Here is an 18,090-nt window from a genome sequence, read left to right as displayed (position 1 = left end):
GACCAGTCGTCGACCTCTCGCCTCTGTCGCCGGCTGATTCACGCATTTGGGCACGAAGGGCCCGAGCCGCCCCTAACCTTGCCGCGGAGACCCGGCTGCTGGCCGGGCGGTGAGGACGAGGGACTAGGGGCGAGCGTGACGACACCCGAGAAAGTGCGTGTCGGCCGGGGGGGCTGGCCATCGGACGGCCGGGGCGGAACGATCAACGCGGCGGGTGACGGGTTCGGGGCCTACTACGGCATCGGCGCCGGCGAGCAGGCCCCCGAAGGCAGCGCCGCCGATGACATCGCGGCGGTCAGGGCCGGCGTGAAGGCGATTCAGCGGGCGTTGAACTGGCACCAGGCAACCAAGACGCCGATCCCCACCGACGGGAAGTTCACCTCGACGACCCGCAACGCGCTGATCGCATTCCAGCAGCAGAAGCAGCCCACGATCAACCGAGACATGTACATCCCGGCCAGCGAGCGCAGTCCGCTCGGACTGGTCCACAAGGAGACGTCGTACGCCCTGTTCATGCCGATCGCGGACCGCTACGCGCTGAAGTACACCGTTCCTCGCGGACTGCTGCGCGGGATCACGACGATCGAGAGCAACTGGGACCCGGGCGCTATCGGCTACTACACGAACTCCGACTTCGGCCTGTGCCAGTGGAACACCACTCTGCCCGGCATCACCAAAGACAACGCGCTGGACCCGTACTGGGCGCTCGACTCCACTGCACACGCGATGCGTGACCGGATCGACTCGGACCGGTGGGCCAAGAACTGGATCTACGTGATCGCCGCGCACAACGTGCCGACCTGGGCGGCCGACTGGGCCCAGGGCAAGCTGTCGGCAAGCAATCCCGACGACAAGCCCAAGCTCGACCGGATGAACGGCTACGTCACCAACGTCCTCGCTCGCGTCTGGTAGGCCGGGCGAAGGAGCGCCTCGCCGGGCGAAGGAGCGCCTCGCGGGCCAAGGAGCGCCTCGCGCGCCAAGGCCCGTTCCGGGAGTCAGACGCGGGCGGCGAGGTTGTCGAGGACGGCGGTCCACAGTTTGCGGACGCCGATCGGCGCGAAGATCCGCTCGAAGAACCCGCCGACGCCGCCCGCGCCCGTCCAGGTCGTCGTCACCGTGACGCGGCTACCGGCATCCTGGGGAAGCACCCGCCAGACCGTCCGCAGCGTGGAGTTCTGGTCAGCCTCGACCAGCGTCTGCTCGTCCGGCGCCGTCACCTCGGCGGCGACATCACGGATCCGCTTCTTGGTCGCGTGCAGCCGGTACGCGATCCGGGTACCGGGGCCCTTGCCGCCGGCCAGCACCTGGTAGTCGGTGATGTTCGCCGGCCACAGCTGGGGGCGCGCCTCCACATAGTCGGACACCAGCTCGAGCACGCGACCGGGCGCGGCGTCGAGAGAACGCTCCGCCACGACGTTGATCTGCCCCATCTGTCCCGTCCTCCGTCCAGCCCCGGCGCCGTGCGGCGAGGGAGCATCGATGCCGTTGGCCACGCGGATGCGCACCGTGGCAGACCCCGCTCTTGTCGCAGACGTTAACGAGCCGCTCGGGGCGTCGCCCAGCCGGCGGGCATCCTCGGCCACCGCCGCTACCGCGGCGTCCAATGATGAATGCGGAGCGTGACGGTGACGGCTATGGTGCCGGCATGGACTCCGGCGGCGAGCGGCTGCGCGGCGGTGAGCTCGTCGATGGCGCCTCCGGCTCGCGCGTACCGTCGGGCCACGACGGCGAGGCCGGCCGACATGAGACGGACCGGTACGAAGACGGTCACTATGAAGACGGTCTTTATGCGGCAGACCAGGAAGATGCTCTTTACGGGGCAAATCAGGAAGACGGTCTTTACGAGGCAAGCCGGCAAGAGGCCAATCGTCCGGCGACGGATTCTTTCGTAACCAAACGTTACGAGCCAGACCGGCGCCGCGAGGCGGACGGCCCGGCGTTCGATTCGGGCCTGGCCGAGCCGACGGCCTCCCGCGCGCCGCGGCGCCCACGAGCGAGCGTCCGGCGGACGGCCGCGAACCTGCTGATCGGTTGCACCGGTGCCGACCACCGGGCGGTCACTGAGCGGGACCGGTCCCGATTCACCAGCGCCGGCGCGCTGATGCTGCTGACCGCGGCGCTCGCGGCCTATGCGGGCGCCTCCGTCGCCGCATTCGGCTTTGGCACCTCGACGCTGGCGGCGTTGCCGTATGGGCTGTTCTACGCGGCATTCATCTTCTTCATCGACCGTTCGGTGCTGCTCACAATTCGGCCGCTACGGGTGAAGGGAAAGGGGGACAAGGAGGACATTCGCCCGCGCCGCTGGTTGCCGACCGGGGCGATAAGGGTCTTTATCGCGGTCTGCGGCGCGATCCTGGTCGGCGAGTCGCTGTTGCTGCGGTTCTTCGATTCGTCGATCGAGCCTCGGGTGGCCGAGCTGCGCCAGGAAGAGCTGTCCGGTGTCCTCGCCGCCTGGGACGAGAGTCAGCACACGGCCGAGGCACGGCTCACGGCGGACCTCGCCGACCGGCGCGCACAGCTGACGGCGGCCGAGAACCTGGTCACTTCCAAGACCGGCGAGGTGAACTGCCAGCTCACCGGCGGCGACGGGTGCCTCGGCGGCCGTGGGCCGGTCTATCAGGTGAAGCTCGGCGAACTGCGGGCCGCGGCGGCGCAGGTGCCGAAGCTGCGCACGGAGCGTGACGCCGCCCAGACGCGGCTGGACGCGTTCCGGACGAGCCGTGATCAGCGCCGCGCCCAGTACGCCGACGCCCAGTGGACCCAGATCCGGGGCTCGAACGACCTGCTCATGCGGGAGAAGGGCTTCTGGCGACTGACGGCCGACGACAACTCGGTCAAGGCGTGGCGTGTGCTGCTCAGCCTGTTGATTCTCGGTATCGACCTCGCTCCGCTGTTGTTCAAGCGCAGCCTCGACCGAACGTCGTATGCCCGGGCGGAACGCGCTGCTCTCTGGGGAGGCGAAACCAACGAGTTCGTCGACGCGTACCAGCTGAACCGCAATGCGAGGGCGCGCCGCGGCCGGGCCGGCGACGTGGCCGAGCACATGGCCGCCCGCTACGAGGAGTACGCGCTCGCTCGCGAGGAACTGCGGCTGGCCACGTCGCTGGACGACGACACCGCCGAAGCCTCGCTCCGACGCGAGGAACGGTGGCTCGGGCATGAGCGCCAGGCCGCCGACCTGCGCCGGGCACACCGGCTCCCGGCCACCGTCCCGTCGCCGGCGGCCCCACCGGCGAGCCCGCCCGCGGCCGTGCCGACGGAAACGACTAGTACGGACGACGCCGGCTCGCCCGGGCCGCCAGGGGTCCCCGCGTCACGTCGCAGGCACGATGCGGAAGACGCGGGAGAGGCTTAACTCCTCGCCTGCCGGGCATCGACCACGCGCCCGTCTCCTCGAGCTACTCAGACGCAGGGAGGCAGCATGACGAGGTCGCAACGGTCGAAATCGACTGGGACGGTGCCTCCTGATCTTGAGGAGCACCCGTACAGCGAGGACCTGGGTACGGGGATCAAGGCGGCGGCGAGAACGGACAAGCCCGAGCCGGCCGGGAACTTCGATCCTGCCGGCTCGCCTCGAGGGAACAGCCCGATGGACCTGTCCGGGCGCGCGGCCACGACGCGTCGCCGTCCCACCGAGCGGACGGGGCCGGTGGACGAGCCCTACCCGGCGGACTCGGATCTGGCGGGCTTAGGCCCAGAGCCCCATCGGGGCAGCTCAGGCCGCCTCCAAGCCGACGAACCGTACCCCGCCGAGCCGGCGCGCGGCCGTGCGCCGGGTACTGGTACTAAAGCTGGTAGGGGCGAGTACATCGACGACACCGAGGTCTATCCGGAGGCGACGGACCGGGCGGCCGGATCCAGGCGGAAGGGCCATGACACCTTCCGCGATGACCGCGTCCGTGACGACCAGCGAGCGCGCGACGAGCGCCGGGGCGGGGATTCGTACCGTAAGCCGTTCCCCGACACATATCCGGAAGCGTCTCGCGTGTCAGCGCGGTCCGTCTCCCAGGCGTCCGCGGTGACCGGGACCAGCGCCGGCGGCCCGCCTGCCGGTGAGCCGATCATCAGGCCGGTCGGTGAGATGCCGGAGAGCGTCCGGGCGTCAGCCAGGAGCCCGGAGGGCGCGACGGCCGTTGTGACTCCGGCGCCCGCCAGGGCCGCGACGCCTGCCGCGACCGCGACCGCTACTACGGCCGCAGCGGCGGCTTCCCCACAGACGACGCCGCGCTCGTCGGCGGCCGTACCGATGGCCGAGCGCTCCGCATACGCGCGAGTGGATGGGGCCCGTCCGTCGGCGGGACAGCTTGTCTCCGGGGTCGCGGCCGACATGTCGACGCTCATCCGTAAGGAAGTGGAACTCGCCAAGGTGGAGGTCCGCCAGTCGGCGAGCCGAGCGGGCAAGGGCGCCGGAATGTTCGGCGGCGCTGCCGGAGCCGCGGTCTTCGCGGTGCTGTTCCTGCTGCTGGCCGCGATGTTCGGCCTGTCAGAGGTGATGGCGCTCGGCTGGGCGGCACTGATTGTCGCCGCCATTCTGCTGCTCTCGGCGGCGGTGCTCGGTCTCGTCGCCAAGCGAACGGTCAAGAAGGTGCATCCAGCGCCGACCCAGACCGTTGAGACGCTGAAGGAGGACGTACGGTGGGCGAGCGGCCTGAGGAAATAAGGTCCGAGATCGAAGAGACTCGGGACCGGATCAGCGCCGAGATCGACGAGCTGACCGACCGGTACAGTCCGGGCCGGGTCGCTGGTCGCAAGATCCACGGCGCGCGGGACGCGGCTGCGTCTATCCGGGCGAAAGCAGGCTCCGGTACCGCCGGGATGAGGCAACGGCTGACCTTGCGCGGTAGCGGCCACCTCGGCGAGGGCCACACGGGTAATGGCGAGGCAGGCGCGGCAGGTGCCCGGCTTGCCGACGCGGACAATCGCGGTCAGTGGGAAACCCGAGGGACTCGGCACCCCCGTGAAGAGGGCAAGAAAGCGGGCAAAAACGAGAGCCACGGTCGTTTTCTATGGCACCGCCGGCGCGCTGGCCAGCACGAGCGGATACAGCGCACGGACGGCGCTGTGACGGTGGGGTCACCGGACTACGAGCCGTATCCGGCGGAGGCATTCGCCCACGGTGATCCGGCGGCCACGCCCGAACGCGGTGCGTACGGCTATGCCGGGGCTGGTCAGGGTGCCTATGCCTCTGGGACCGGGGAGCCTCACGCGGCTGGGTCGGCCTACCGGGGCGCGCCCGCCGGCGGATCGCGCGCGGGCCACGAGGTGACCGAGCGCATGACCCCGACGGCGGGACACGCTCCGGACGAGCCGTTCAGGGATCCGGCACTCGAGCGTCGGCCCCGCGAGCATGCCGGTACCGGGTACGCGACCTCGCGCGAGGCCGGCGAGATCGCCAAGCCTGGGCACGGCCGCGAGATCGGCCTGGCCGGCGCGTCCGTCGCGATGGCCGCCGTCGGCGCCCGGCTGGTGCGGCACGCCGGCCGTCGCGAGACAATGCTGCGCGCCGCCGCGGACAGCAACCGTCCCTACGGGCGGCCGGATATTCCAGCCCGCGCCGTCAGTATGGCTTCGCGGAAGGCGACCGAGCCACGGCGGTCACGACGGCCTTCGTAACCAGACCACGACGCCTTCGTAATCAGTAGCCAGGCGGAGTAGCCAGGCAGCGAGGGAGACGGACGGCGGTTCCGCCTGCTCAGGGCAGCAGGCGGAACCGCGGATGTCCGTCTGTCCGTCCGCTCAGGCCGCGGCCCCGGCGGCCGCGGCGGCCGCGGCGGCCGCGGTAGCCAGCGACTGGGTGGCGGTGCGCAGCGTCGTGCCGGTCTCGGCGTCGAACAGGTGCAGGCGCTCGGCCGCGACGTAGAACGGCAGCCGGCCACCGGAGGTGACCGGGGTGTGCGGGTCGAGCGCCGCGGTGAACCGATGCTTCTCCGGGTCGGTGGGCAGCTCGTCGTCGGCCGCGATCAGTGCGTGCGCGGCCTGGGCGGCGGCACCGCTGACCGAGCCCGTGACCATCTCCCCGTGCGCGAGGGTCTCAGTGCCGAGCCGCTCGACGAGGTCGATATCGACCTGGAGACCGAGCGCCGGGCCGTCCGGCGGCTTGATCTCGACATCGTGCGGCCGCACACCGACCAGGATGTCCGGGGTGCTGGAGGCGGCGACCGCGGTGGCGATGCTCGCGGGCAGGACCAGCGTCTGGCCGCCGACCCGCAGCGCGGTCTGGCCGTCCTCGGTCGTCAGGGTGCCGGGGATGAGGTTGGTGGGCGGGCTGCCGATGAACGCCGCGACGAAGACATTGGCCGGGCGGGAGAACAGGTCTTCGGGGGTGCCGAGCTGCTGGAGCCTGCCGTCGTGCAGGACCGCGATGCGGTCGGCCATGGTCATGGCCTCGATCTGGTCATGCGTGACGTAGAGGGTCGTGACCCCGAGCGTGCGCTGGATCCGGGCGATCTGGGCGCGGACCTGGGTGCGCAGCTTCGCGTCGAGGTTCGACAGCGGCTCGTCCATGAGGAAGGCCCGCGGCTCGCGAACGATCGCGCGCCCCATCGCGACCCGCTGTCGCTGGCCGCCGGACAGGGCCTTCGGCCGCCGGTCGAGCAGATCGGTGATGCCCAGAATCTCGGCCGCCCGCTCCACCCGCTCGTTGCGCTCCTTGCGGTGGACACCGGCGAGCCGGAGCCCGAACGCCATGTTGTTGCGCACCGTCATATGCGGATACAGCGCGTAGCTCTGGAAGACCATCGCGAGGTCGCGGTCGGCCGGCGGGACCTTCGTGACGTCCCGTCCGCCTACGAGTACCTGGCCCGAGGTTGGTCGGAGCAGTCCGGCGACGATGCGCAGCGCGGTCGTCTTGCCGCTGCCGGATGGCCCGACGAGGACGAGGAACTCGCCGTCCTCGACGGTCAGGTTGATGTGGTCTAGAACCGGCCGGACGTCGTAGGCCAGCGTGACGTCGCAGAGCTCGATCGTGGACATGGGCTCCCTCTTCCCTTCCACCATGGCGGGTGCGGCGGCCCGCGGCCGTCCCTTGCCGGACCCGGCAGGCCACCGGAGGTGACTGAGGGTCGGCAATACGGGTTGGCCGCCTCGGCTGGACGTACGGGGGAGGGAGTCCCTGGACTTCCAAGGCGGGGCGTCGCGTGATTCAGGGTTGCATGGTGCGCCGGGTCACGTCCAGCCCCGGCGCGCGTCCTGTGGACGGAGGGCGGGAAACCGGCCGGGTGGCGCCGCGGTGGTCGGTGGGGTAGCGCCGCGGTGGCCGGTTGGCTGACCAGGAACTTCATCTCGGATGCGAGCTGGTGAAACGGCCGCGAATGCGGGGTCCGGTCGCCTGAGATCCGCCTGGGTTCCGGCGGCGCCCGGGGCTCGCTGGTCTCGCGGACCGATTGAATATCACTGAGAGTATCGATCATCTCTCGCTACGTGCCTTTGAAACCTCAGAGCAACTGACCCTTGACAGCGACGCAACGGCGCATCACAGTTTCGAAGCCATGAGAGCGCTCACACGCGATCAGTGCAGTGAGCGTGGAAGCCAGAGGGAGGGCTTCATGAGGGCACATCGTGGCCGCTTCGCGGCTGTGGCCGGGGCGGTGGCCCTGGCCACCGCGTTAACGGCGGCAGCGTGTGGTGGGAGTGACGACAAGGGAGGTGGGGGCGGCAACGGCACGACCACGCTCCACATCAACACGTTCGGCGTTTTCGGCTACAAGGAGGCAGGCCTCTACGCGGCCTTCGAGGCCAGTCACCCTGGCGTCAAGATCGTCGAATCGGTCTCGGAGTACAACGACCACCACAACGCCCTGGTCAATCACCTCGCGGCGGGCTCCGGCGCGGCCGACATCGAGGGTGTCGACGAAGGCTTCGTCGCCCAGTTCAAGGCCGAGCCCGAGCTGTTCGCGAACCTGCTCGACCTCGGCGCGACCAGCCGGAAGGCCGACTACCCGGAGGCCAAGTGGAACGCCTTCCTGTCGCCTGACGGCACCAAGCAGCTCGGCCTCGGCACCGACGTCGGCGGCCTGGCGATGTGCTACCGCACCGACCTGTTCCAGAAGGCCGGCCTCCCGACCGACCCGGCCGCGGTGAGCGCGCTGTGGCCGAGCTGGGACCAGTTCTTCGCGACCGGCACGAAGTTCCGCGACGCCAACACCGGCGCCTCCTTCTTCGACGCCGGCCAGAACCTCTACAACGCGCAGATGTTCCAGCAGAGCACGGCCTACTACAAGCCGGGCACGGAAGACCTCGTGGTCGACACCAACCCGGCCATCAAGACGGCCTGGGACAACGTGATGAAGGCCATCGGTGACGGCGAGTCCGCCAAGCTGGTCCCGTTCGCGGACGACTGGACGACGGCCATGAAGCAGGGCAAGTTCGCCACCCTGACCTGCCCGGCCTGGATGGCCGGCTACATCAAGACCAACGCGCCGGAGACCAAGGGCCTGTGGAACGTCGCCACGGTTCCCGGCGGCAGCGGCAACTGGGGCGGCTCCTGGCTGGTGATCCCGGCGCAGAGCAAGAACCAGAAGCTCGCCTACGAGCTGATGGACTTCCTGACCAAGCCCGAGAACCAGGTGAAGGTCTTCAAGACGGTCGGCAACATGCCGTCCACCATCGGAGCCGTCAACGACCCGACGGTGCAGGGCTTCACCGACCCGTTCTTCAACAACGCGCCGACCGGCAAGATCTTCGGTGAGTCGGCCCTCAAGCTGGTCCCCCAGTACCAGGGCCCGAAGCACGGTGCGATCCGGCAGGCGATCGAGGAACACGGCATCCAGCTCGTCGAGCAGGGCAAGGCCGACCCGGACACCGCCTGGAAGGACGCCCTGGCCGAGGCCCAGCGGGCAGCCCGCTGACCTGGTCAGCCCGCTGACCTGACCTGGACCTGGACCGGGCGCCAGCGAAACGCCGGCCCTGATCAACGCCGGCCCTGATGGTTGATCCTCCGGAAGGTCGCGCCGCGCCGTCGCCAGCGGCGTGGCGCGACCCCCAGACCGGCTGCCCGGGGCCGCGGCCCCCGGGATGGGCTCCCCGTCCCTCGGGCCCCGGGCAGCCGTTGCCCTCCTGGGCCGCCGTCCAGAGAGCGGGAAAGGTCGCCGCACGTCGGCGAAGTCCCTGCGAAGACCCGTGCGCGGCCCGGGTCTCGTGGGGCGCGGGCCGCGCGAGTATCCAGTCCCCCTGACCCGGGCCGGGCTGGCGCGCACGAGGCTCGCCATCCGGGGTTCCTGCCGGATTGGCGAAACCGCCACCGACCCAGCCCATGACCACCAGCCAGCCCTGCGATCGGGTGGGAGGAGATTCGGTGACCATCACAGCACCTCCGGCGTCCGGGCTGGACGCCCCGCCACCAAGGCCGACGCGCCGGCCGAGGGCGGTCCGGTCCGCGGTCCGGCGGGTGACCGGCGTGACGGCGCCCTACGGTTTCGTCGCGCCGTTCTTCATGATCTTCTTCGTGTTCGGGCTCTTCCCGATGGCCTACACGTTCTGGGTGTCGCTGACCGACCGTGACCTGCTGCGGCCCAACGACGCGAAGATGATCGGGCTGCGCAACTACACCGACCTGCTGCACGACGAGTTCTTCTGGAACGCCGTCAAGAACACGTTCGAGCTGATGCTGCTGTGCACCGTGCCGCAGCTGGCGCTCGCGCTGATCCTGGCGCACATCCTCAATGCTCGGCTGCGCGGCCGGATGTTGTTCCGGATGGGCGTTCTACTGCCCAACATCACGTCGATCGTCGCGGTGACGATTGTGTTCGGCCAGCTCTTCAGCCGCGACTTCGGCCTGTTCAACTGGCTACTTGGCCTGGTCGGCATCGACAACGTCAACTGGCAGGCCGGCGAGTGGTCATCGAAGATCGCCATCGCGATGATGGTGGTCTGGCGGTGGACGGGCTACAACGCGCTGATCTACCTGGCCGCCATGCAGGCCATCCCGAAGGAGCAGTTCGAGGCCGCGGCGATCGACGGAGCCGGCACGTGGCGGCAGCTCTGGCACGTGACGTTACCGGCGCTGCGTCCGACGATCGCCTTCACGGCGCTCGTCTCGCTCATCGGGCAGATCCAGCTGTTCACCGAGCCCCTGCTGTTCGACATCTCGCCGGGAAGCGTCAGCGGCGGCACCGACCGCCAGTTCCAGACACTCGCGCTGTTCCTCTACGAGGAGGGCTTCCGGCTGCGGCACTTCGGCTACGGCTCGGCCGTCGCCTGGCTGATGTTCCTCCTGACGGTGATCCTCGCGGCGTTCGCGTACTTCCTCACCCGCGGCGGCGCCCGGATCCGGGGTTCCTCCTTGATCGGCGGAGCCAGTCGGGGAGGTCCGGGCACCCGTCGCCTCGGGCACCGTGGCCCACGCCGTCCCTCGTCCGGCGGATCCGCCGGACGGGCCACCGGTCAGGCTGCCGCCCGGCCCGCTGGTCAAGCTGCCGGTCGGCCCGCCGAGGCCGCCGCCTCCCCGGCCCCGGCCCCAGCCCCGGCAAGCGCGAATGACGACAGCACGCCGGGAGGGTCCTCATGAGCGTCACGATCGACAAGGCCGGCGACGCTGACACGGCCTCCCCGCAGGCCCCGCCCCGCTCCGGCGGCTGGCGCCGGCTGAGGCGGCCCGCGCCCGGGCCCGCCTCCGAGGATGAGCGCCGAGGGCTATGGCGCTACCCGTTCCTCATCGTCGTCGTCCTGCTCTCGGCGTTCCCGGTCTACTGGACCTTCATGATCCCCTCGCGGACGAACGACGTCGTCGGGCAGACGCCGCCGCCGCTCCTCCCCGGCGGCCATTTCTTCGAGAACGCCCGCCGGGTCTTCGACACCGTGGAGTTCGAGAAGGCGCTGATCAACTCGCTGGTCGTCGCCGGCTCGATCACCCTGTGCACGCTGTTCTTCTGCTCGCTAGCCGGGTTCGCGTTCGCCAAGCTGCGGTTCCGCGGCCGGGGCGCGCTGCTCGCCATCGTGATCGCCACGATGATGGTGCCCGTCCAGCTCGGAATCATCCCGCTCTACATCGAGATGCAGAAGTTCGGCTGGGCGAACCACCTCATCGCGGTGATCGCGCCGACGGCGGTGACCGCGTTCGGCGTGGTGTTCATGCGGCAGTACACCGAGCAGGCCATCCCCGACGAGCTGCTCGAGGCGGGCCGCATGGACGGGTGCTCCACGTTCGGCCTCTACTGGCACGTGGTCCTGCCCGGGCTGCGCCCCGCGATGGCGGTGCTCGGCCTGCTGACCTTCATGCAGGCGTGGAACGACTTCATGTGGCCGCTCATCGTCCTGTCGCCGCAGAACCCCACCGTGCAGGTCGCGCTCAGCACGCTGTCCGCCGGCTACTACCGCGACAACACCCTCGTCCTGGCCGGCACGGCGCTCGGCACCCTGCCCGTTCTTTTGATCTTCGCAGTGTTCGGCCGTCAGATCATCAGTGGAATCATGGAAGGCGCGGTCAAGGGATGACTATCAGCACCGCTTCGGCCACCGGCGCGACCGGTCTGCCCGAGACCGACGAGCTGACGGCGCGGATCGCCGGCGGCCTGCCCGGGGACTTCGTCTGGGGCGCGGCCACCTCGTCGTACCAGATCGAGGGCGCGACGGGCGAGGACGGCCGCGGCCCATGCATCTGGGACACGTTCGCGCGCACCCGCGGCAAGACGCGCGACGGGGAGAGCGGTGACCTCGCCGTCGGCCATTACCACCGGTACCGCGAGGACGTGGCGCTGATGGCCGAGCTCGGCCTCGGCGCCTACCGGTTCTCGGTGGCCTGGCCGCGCGTCGTTCCGACCGGATCCGGCCCGGTGAACCCGGCGGGGCTCGCCTTCTACGACCGGCTCGTCGACGAGCTGCTCGGCTCCGGGATCGACCCCTGGCTGACCCTCTACCACTGGGACCTGCCGCAGCCGCTGCAGGACCTGGGCGGCTGGGCCAACAGGGAGACGGCCTACCGGTTCGCCGAGTACGCCGACCATGTCGCGACCGCCCTTGGTGACCGGGTGAAGCACTGGTCGACGCTCAACGAGCCGTGGTGCTCGGCGTTCGAGGGCCACCTCACCGGCCGGCACGCGCCCGGTGTGCAGAGCGCCCATGCGGCCGTCCGCTCCGTGCACCACCTGCTCCTCGCGCACGCGCTCGGCGTCGAGGCGTTGCGGGCCCGCGGCGTGTCCGACATCGGGATCACGCTCAACCTCATCCCGGTGGAGTCTCCCGAGGACTCGCCGGCGGCGCGCGACGCGGTCCGCCTCGTCGACGGCCAGTCGATCCGGCTCTGGCTCGACCCGCTGCTGCGCGGCTCGTACCCGCCGGACGTCGTCGCCGACTTCGCCAAGGCCGGCGCCGAGCTGCCGATCGCGGACGGTGACCTGGCACGGATCGCGGCGCCCATCGACTGGGTTGGGGTCAACTACTACTCCCCGCACATCGTCGTCTCCGGCCCCGACCCGGACCCGACGCCGATGCCCTTCGTCGCGGCCGACAACCTCACGCGGGTCAAGTCCACCGAGGACGTGACCGCGCTGGACTGGCCGATCCGGCCGCGCAGCTTCGCCGCGCTGCTGCGCCGGCTCGCCGCCGACTACCCGGGCACCCCCTGGTACATGCACGAGAACGGCGCAGCCTACCTGGACGAACCCGCTCCTGACGGGAGCGTGCCCGACCCGGGCCGGCTCCGGTACGTCGCGCTGCACCTCGACGCGGTGCGCGAGGTTATCCAGGACGGGGTTGACATGCGGGGATACTTCGTGTGGTCGCTGTTGGACAACTACGAATGGGCTGAGGGGTACAAGATGAGGTTCGGCGTTATCCACGTCGACTTCGACACCCTCGTCCGCACCCCGAAGACCAGCGCGCTCTGGTACTCCCGCCTCATCCGAGAGCACCGCGCCGCGAACGGAACCCTGTGACTGCTGCCGACGCTCAGCCCGGTACCTCCCAGCGGACCCTCCAGCTGGGAGGTACCCCGGGCCTGGCCGATCCGGGCGAGATCCCGGGAGGGACCATGGCGGCGGCGCAGCGTCGCGCACCCACCCTCGAGGAGGTCGCCGAGCTGGCCGGGGTCTCCCGGGCGACCGTCTCTCGGGTGGTGAACGGGTCCTCGCGGGTGTCGGCGGAGGCGCAGGCGGCCGTCAACGAGGCGATCGCCCAACTGGGCTACGTGCCAAATCGAGCCGCCCGCAGCCTGGTAACACGCCGGACGGACACGCTCGTGCTGATCGTGCACGAGCGCCCGGACACGGTCTTCGCCGACCCGTTCTTCGCCAGTGTGCTGCGCGGCGTGAACCAGGCGCTCAGCCCCACCGAGTTCCAGCTCGTCTTACTGCAGGCACAGGGCGAGGCGCAGCGCGACCGAGCGCTGCGCTACGTCGGCAACGGCCACGTCGACGGCGTGCTGCTGATCTCCCTGCACGGTGACGACATCATGCCGAACGCCATCACCGCCGCCGGGGTACCGCTGGTGATGGCGGGCCGCCTGCTCGCCGGCAACCCGGTCGACTACGTCGACGCGGACAACGTCGGCGGCGCCCGCGACGCGGCGCGCTACCTGCTCGGCGCCGGCCGGCGCAGACTCGCGACGATCGCCGGCCCGCCGGACATGAGCGTGGGCATCGACCGGCTGCGCGGCTTCACAGAGGCGGTCCGCCAGGCCGGCGACGAGGTATCCGCGGGGCGGGTCGCGGTCGGTGACTTCACCGAGGAAAGCGGGCAGCGGGCGGCTGCCCGGCTGCTTGCCGACCACCCGGACATCGACGCCCTGTTCGCGGCCTCCGACCTGATGGCCATGGGCGCGCTGCGCACGCTGCGGGAGGCCGGCCGACGTGTCCCCGACGACGTCGCCGTGGTCGGCTTCGACGACGCGGCGTTCGCCGCCTATGCCGACCCGCCGCTCACCACCGTCCGCCAGCCGGTGGAGCTGATGGGCCAGGAGATGGTCCGGCTGTTGCTGGCGCGGATCACGGACCCGTTCACCGAGCCGACCGAGATCATCCTCCCCACCTCGCTGGTCACCCGCGACTCCGCCTGACCGGCGAACATCGAAGTGTGTCAACTCAGCCTGTCAATAGACAGGCTGAGTTGACACACTTCGCGGCACTGCCATCAATGTGTGTTGGATGAGCAAGCCTATAGGCAGGCTGATCTGCCACGGTCCGCCCTTCGGTGGTCCTGGCGACGAGGCAGCACCACCGCGGCGGCGTGGCGGACCCATGTCCGACTACCGGGGAGCCGTTTTTCGGGCCTCAGCGGCCCGTACAGCCGTGTGCGCTTGACCACGTATCGTATCCAATTCCTCCAGGGTCCTGCCGCCCGGCGAGAACGGGCGTGTGCGGCATGGGAGTATTACGCTCCGGATCGTGCAGCCAGTGACAATCGCGGCCGAACCGGGTGCGGGGTTGACCGTTGAACACTCCCCGTGTCCGTATCGGGCCAGGGCGTGGTGGGGGGACCGGCTGGTCGCCGAATCGGTGGCGGCGGTGCGGGTCCGCGAGCCGGGGCAGGGGCCGACGCTGTACTTCCCCCGCGCGGACGTGCGGCTCGACCTTTTCCAGAACGAGGGCCGCCGGGTGACCTGCCCGGTCAAGGGCTCCGGCGAGCTGTGGACCCTCGACGGCAAGGCCGCGGCCCCGGTCGCCGAGTGGCATGCCCCGGAGGAAGGCACGGACGACGGCCTGGTCGACGGTCGCGACGTGCTGTGGAGCTTCACCGAGCCTGCTTCGGGACTCGACTGGCTAGCGGATCTCGCGGCATTCGACCATGACCGGGTGCGTGTCGAGCTGGTCGACATGGTGGCCGGCGAGGACCCCCGGAACGCCACCATCAAGCGGTTCCCCACCTGGGGCGACGCCGCCGATCTGATCGACATCATGGACGTGCGGGCAGCCGGCGAAGGCCGCTATGTCAGTGTCATCCGGCCCAACCATGGGCGCGCCGTCGTCGAGGCCAGCCAGATCCTTGGCCAGGCGGTCGTCGCCGCGATGCGGCACACCGGCGGGCGGCGCGTCGTGTCGGCGCATCTGGTCGTCTACCGAGTAGCCGACGCCAACCTCCCGCTGGAGTTCGAGCTCGAGGAGCTCAGCTCAGGACGGACGTTCAGCACGCTGGGCGTCCAGGTGAGCCAGGACGGAAAGCGCCGGGCCAGCGGCACGCTGTTCCTCGACGTCACCGCGCCTGACATCGTTCGGCACGAGGCCCCGGCACCACCCTGCGCCGGCCCGTACGACAGCGAGCCCTACGACATGTCGGTCACCGGGCGGGACCTGCGCATGGTCGGCGCGGCGTACAACAACGACTCAGCCGCCCCGGTCGGACCGCCGGTCATCGACACCTGGGTCCGCTTCCGTGAGGTTCCGGCGGACCCGGCGCTGCACGCCGGCCTGCTGGCGCAGTTTGCCGGGCACATCTCCATCGCCGCCGCGCTACGTCCGCATGCCGGGATCGGCCAGGACCAGGCGCATCGCACCCTGTCCATGGGCATCAACGCGATCGGCCTCTCGCTGCACGCCGAGATCCGGGCGGACCGGTGGATGCGTTACCACCACCACTCGACGTTCGCCGGTGATGGCATGACCCATTCGGAGTGCCGGGTGTACGCCGAGGACGGTGCGCTGGTCGCGTCGTTCTCGGTCGATGCCACGGCCCGCGGCATTGCCGCCGGACGGCGACTGGACGACCGAACAGCGATCTGAGCCGTTCGCGGGGCTGAGAGCCTGGCTGGGTGACGGTCTCGGACCGGCGAAACGTTCTCGAAGAGGTGGCAGTGGCATACGCGCGGGTCAACGGGCTGCGGATCGCCTACGAGCTCGTCGGTGACGGTGACGGCGACGGCGACGGCGAGGGCGTCGGCGACCGCGAGGACGAGGGCCGGCTGTGGGTGATTACTACCGGCGGCCGCTTCACCAAGGAGACCCCGGGGGTGCGGGAGCTCGCCGAGGCGCTGGCGGTCCATAACGACCGGGTGCTGATCTGGGACCGGCCCAACTGCGGCGAGTCGGACGTCTGCTTCGAGGGGCCGAGCGAGCCCGAGATGCACGCCGATACCCTGGCCGCGCTGCTCACCCATCTCGACCTCGGCCCGGCGGTGCTCATCGGAGCGACGGTCGGCACCCGCGTCTCGCTGCTCACCGCGGCGCGTCATCCCGAGGTGGCCGCCGGCCTCGCGCTCTGGTGGATCAGCGGCGGCCCGATGGGCCTGATGATTCTCGGCAACGTCTACTACACCGCCAGCATCACCACCGCCTGGACGCGGGACATGGCCGCCGTCGCCGACCTGCCCGACTGGGCCGGCACCATCGCCGCCAACCCGGACAACCGCCAGCGGATCCTCGACGCGGACCGTGACCGGTTCGTCGCCACCCTGCAGCGCTGGATGTTGGCATACTGCCCCCGGCCCGACGAGCGGATCCCTGGCCTGTCCGACGACGCAGCTCGCGCGATCAAGGCCCCAGCGCTGGTCTTCCGTGGCGGCGCGAGCGACCCGTTCCATCCCCGCGCCACGTCCGAGGCGGTGGCCGGCCTGCTGCCGGGCGCGCGCCTCGTCGAGCCGCCGTGGGGTGACCGCGAGTACCTCGAGCGCCAGGCCGAGATGGCGACCGCCGGCAGCCTGTTCATCCGCTGGCCCCTCCTCGCCCCCACCCTCAGCGCCTGGGCCGCCGAAACCCTGACGTGACACACGCCCGCATCCGACCGGGACACTCAGGGGTTTCGGCGTCGAGCCGCGCGGCAGGTATGACTTCGTGCTGGCGAGCAATGCGCGAAACCCAACCACAGATGGTGACCGCGCCTCAGCGCTGGCGCCAACGCAACCACCTCGTCAGCCCGGAACCAGCCCAGCCGCCGTCATATACCTGGACCTGGAACCACGCGGGAAGGGCGCTCCGCGCCCGACCAGGCGGCGCCCGGTCGGGGTCCCTGCCGGATCGCGAAGCGATCAGGGAGGTCTGGGGCGCGGAGCGTCCGACACGGGACCGCACTAGTCGGTGCGTTCCTGGGGGGAGGAGTGCTCCCAGTCGGCGAGGATCGTTCGGATGCCGGTGACCAGCAGCAGCGGCTGGTCGAGCATGACGTGGTGGCCGGCGAGCGGGATCTCGATCACCGGCGCGACCCGGCCCAGCAGGTTGTACATCTCACCGCCGATGTCGTGCGTGACCAGGCCGTTCTCGGCCCGGAACAGGGCAACCCGGCAGTGCACCTTGTGCAGTACCTCGGGCGCCGGTGTCCGGTTGCCGAACACGTTCGGGTCGAACTTCCAGGTCCAGCCACCCTCGACCGAGCCGATCGAGTTCCGGGCGATGTGCTCGATCACATACGGCAGGGTGTGCGTCTGCTGCGGGACGGTCCGGAACCGGGCCAGCGCCTCCGACACGGTCGCGTAGACCCGCAGCGGGCCGAACGCGGTCCGGTCGCGGGCCGCCCGTTCCTCCGGGGTGTACTCGCTGACGGGGGAGTCGATCAGCACGATGCCGGCGACCCGGTCGGGATGCTCCGCGGCGGTCGTGATCGAGACCCAGCCGCCCATGCTGTGCCCGATGACGATCGGCGGCGAGGCGATGCCGGCGTCGTCGATCACGCCGACCACCTCGGCGGCCCACGTGGACAGCGTGTAGTCGTCGCGACGATCGCTGTCACCGTGCCCGGAGAGGTCCAGCGCGACCACCCGGTACTCGTCCGGGATCAGCGGAGCGATGTGGTCCCACCAGCCGGCGTGCGCGGCACCACCGTGCACGAGCACGATTGCCGGCAGGTCCGGCACGCCCCAGCACCGGTAACTGATCCGCGCGCCTTCGACCTCGACCTCGAAGTGCTCCGGCCGGTCGTCCAGCGCATGGTCGAACCAGAACGGTGCTTCCTCGTCCATCTCCCGCTGTCCGCCATTCGGCTCGTCGGCTGCCCGCTTGGTGTGGTCCAAGCGCGGTGGTCGGTGCTCCACAGTGCCCGCGGAATCGTCGCCGTCCCGCGACCACGCGATCATGGTGAAGCCTCGCGCGGCCGCGGGACGACCAGCCGATATCGCCCGCGGTTCCGTGGCCTGTGGCCCGTGGTCCTGGTGTAGTCGGACCGACCTATCCTGCCTGGCCAGCGTAACGCCGACAAGACATGGTCAACCCGACCGAGAAGCTGATCAGGACTGTC

At 70.3% G+C, this 18,090-nt stretch carries 14 protein-coding genes and 1 pseudogene; 12 read left to right on the top strand and 3 right to left on the bottom strand.

Annotated features, from left to right (window positions below; all coding sequences use genetic code 11):
- Window positions 1–135: 135 nt before the first annotated feature.
- Window positions 136–912 (top strand): peptidoglycan-binding protein, encoded by a 777-nt coding sequence (locus tag BCD48_RS36955; protein ID WP_071053037.1) that lies wholly within the window; start codon window positions 136–138, stop codon window positions 910–912.
- An 83-nt stretch (window positions 913–995) separates the two neighbouring features.
- Here BCD48_RS36955 and BCD48_RS36950 read toward each other — a convergent pair whose 3' ends face one another.
- Window positions 996–1,430, bottom strand: coding sequence for an SRPBCC family protein (locus BCD48_RS36950; RefSeq protein WP_071053036.1), 435 nt, complete (start codon window positions 1,428–1,430; stop codon window positions 996–998).
- A 215-nt stretch (window positions 1,431–1,645) separates the two neighbouring features.
- Here BCD48_RS36950 and BCD48_RS36945 point away from each other — a divergent pair, with 215 nt between their 5' ends.
- The 4 genes and pseudogenes from BCD48_RS36945 (at window position 1,646) to BCD48_RS54445 (ending at window position 5,613) form a co-directional block, all read left to right on the top strand.
- Window positions 1,646–3,355, top strand: a complete 1,710-nt coding sequence (locus BCD48_RS36945) for a DUF4407 domain-containing protein (protein ID WP_241842292.1) — start codon at window positions 1,646–1,648, stop codon at window positions 3,353–3,355.
- Between the two features lie 891 nt (window positions 3,356–4,246).
- Window positions 4,247–4,660 carry a phage holin family protein gene (locus BCD48_RS36940; RefSeq protein WP_071053061.1) on the top strand — a complete coding sequence of 138 codons (414 nt, stop codon included), beginning with the start codon at window positions 4,247–4,249 and terminating at the stop codon, window positions 4,658–4,660.
- Window positions 4,636–4,716: pseudogene (locus BCD48_RS56975) on the top strand (DUF3618 domain-containing protein); the annotation flags it as partial. The gene BCD48_RS36940 and the pseudogene BCD48_RS56975, both read left to right, overlap by 25 nt.
- A gap of 345 nt (window positions 4,717–5,061) precedes the next feature.
- A complete protein-coding gene (locus BCD48_RS54445) occupies window positions 5,062–5,613 on the top strand; it encodes a hypothetical protein (RefSeq protein ID WP_071053035.1) in 552 nt (183 codons plus the stop codon).
- 123 nt (window positions 5,614–5,736) lie between these two features.
- On the opposite strand, the gene BCD48_RS36930 is transcribed toward BCD48_RS54445, so the two are convergent.
- The gene (locus BCD48_RS36930) at window positions 5,737–6,972 is read right to left on the bottom strand and encodes an ABC transporter ATP-binding protein (RefSeq protein ID WP_071053034.1); all 1,236 of its coding nucleotides are present in this window, start codon (window positions 6,970–6,972) and stop codon (window positions 5,737–5,739) included.
- A gap of 572 nt (window positions 6,973–7,544) precedes the next feature.
- Between BCD48_RS36930 and BCD48_RS36925 the strand changes: the two genes are divergently transcribed.
- The 7 genes from BCD48_RS36925 to BCD48_RS36895 all read left to right on the top strand — a co-directional run bounded on the left by BCD48_RS36925 (window position 7,545) and on the right by BCD48_RS36895 (window position 16,627).
- Window positions 7,545–8,846: an extracellular solute-binding protein gene (locus tag BCD48_RS36925; protein ID WP_198543550.1), complete on the top strand. Its 1,302-nt coding sequence runs from the start codon at window positions 7,545–7,547 to the stop codon at window positions 8,844–8,846.
- 446 nt (window positions 8,847–9,292) lie between these two features.
- Entirely contained in the window at window positions 9,293–10,504 is a 1,212-nt protein-coding gene (locus BCD48_RS36920) for a carbohydrate ABC transporter permease (RefSeq protein ID WP_083419763.1), read from the top strand.
- A complete protein-coding gene (locus BCD48_RS36915) occupies window positions 10,501–11,430 on the top strand; it encodes a carbohydrate ABC transporter permease (protein WP_116271792.1) in 930 nt (309 codons plus the stop codon). Before BCD48_RS36920 ends, BCD48_RS36915 begins: the two co-directional genes overlap by 4 nt.
- Window positions 11,427–12,869 (top strand): GH1 family beta-glucosidase, encoded by a 1,443-nt coding sequence (locus BCD48_RS36910; protein ID WP_083419762.1) that lies wholly within the window; start codon window positions 11,427–11,429, stop codon window positions 12,867–12,869. Before BCD48_RS36915 ends, BCD48_RS36910 begins: the two co-directional genes overlap by 4 nt.
- Window positions 12,866–13,987: a LacI family DNA-binding transcriptional regulator gene (locus BCD48_RS36905; protein ID WP_116271791.1), complete on the top strand. Its 1,122-nt coding sequence runs from the start codon at window positions 12,866–12,868 to the stop codon at window positions 13,985–13,987. Before BCD48_RS36910 ends, BCD48_RS36905 begins: the two co-directional genes overlap by 4 nt.
- A 367-nt stretch (window positions 13,988–14,354) precedes the next feature.
- Window positions 14,355–15,647 carry a DUF427 domain-containing protein gene (locus BCD48_RS36900; protein ID WP_083419772.1) on the top strand — a complete coding sequence of 431 codons (1,293 nt, stop codon included), beginning with the start codon at window positions 14,355–14,357 and terminating at the stop codon, window positions 15,645–15,647.
- Between the two features lie 71 nt (window positions 15,648–15,718).
- A complete protein-coding gene (locus BCD48_RS36895) occupies window positions 15,719–16,627 on the top strand; it encodes an alpha/beta fold hydrolase (protein WP_071053031.1) in 909 nt (302 codons plus the stop codon).
- A 303-nt stretch (window positions 16,628–16,930) separates the two neighbouring features.
- Here the strand turns inward: BCD48_RS36895 and BCD48_RS36890 are convergent, their stop codons facing one another.
- Window positions 16,931–17,815 carry an alpha/beta fold hydrolase gene (locus BCD48_RS36890; RefSeq protein WP_071053057.1) on the bottom strand — a complete coding sequence of 295 codons (885 nt, stop codon included), beginning with the start codon at window positions 17,813–17,815 and terminating at the stop codon, window positions 16,931–16,933.
- Between the last annotated feature and the right edge of the window lie 275 nt (window positions 17,816–18,090).

This window comes from Pseudofrankia coriaricola, assembly GCF_001854805.1.
Lineage (GTDB): Bacteria > Actinomycetota > Actinomycetes > Frankiales > Frankiaceae > Pseudofrankia.
Note: the sequence above shows the minus strand (reverse complement) of the source record. Positions and strands in the feature narration are given on the sequence as shown.

Excerpts from the sequence above, each read along its gene's own strand:
- BCD48_RS36950 (WP_071053036.1), bottom strand. The coding sequence starts at position 1,430 with ATGGGGCAGATCAACGTCGTGGCGGAGCGTTCTCTCGACGCCGCGCCC.
- BCD48_RS36945 (WP_241842292.1), top strand. The coding sequence starts at position 1,646 with ATGGACTCCGGCGGCGAGCGGCTGCGCGGCGGTGAGCTCGTCGATGGC.
- BCD48_RS36940 (WP_071053061.1), top strand. The coding sequence starts at position 4,247 with ATGGCCGAGCGCTCCGCATACGCGCGAGTGGATGGGGCCCGTCCGTCG.
- BCD48_RS36930 (WP_071053034.1), bottom strand. The coding sequence starts at position 6,972 with ATGTCCACGATCGAGCTCTGCGACGTCACGCTGGCCTACGACGTCCGG.
- BCD48_RS36925 (WP_198543550.1), top strand. The coding sequence starts at position 7,545 with ATGAGGGCACATCGTGGCCGCTTCGCGGCTGTGGCCGGGGCGGTGGCC.
- BCD48_RS36915 (WP_116271792.1), top strand. The coding sequence starts at position 10,501 with ATGAGCGTCACGATCGACAAGGCCGGCGACGCTGACACGGCCTCCCCG.
- BCD48_RS36910 (WP_083419762.1), top strand. The coding sequence starts at position 11,427 with ATGACTATCAGCACCGCTTCGGCCACCGGCGCGACCGGTCTGCCCGAG.
- BCD48_RS36890 (WP_071053057.1), bottom strand. The coding sequence starts at position 17,815 with ATGGACGAGGAAGCACCGTTCTGGTTCGACCATGCGCTGGACGACCGG.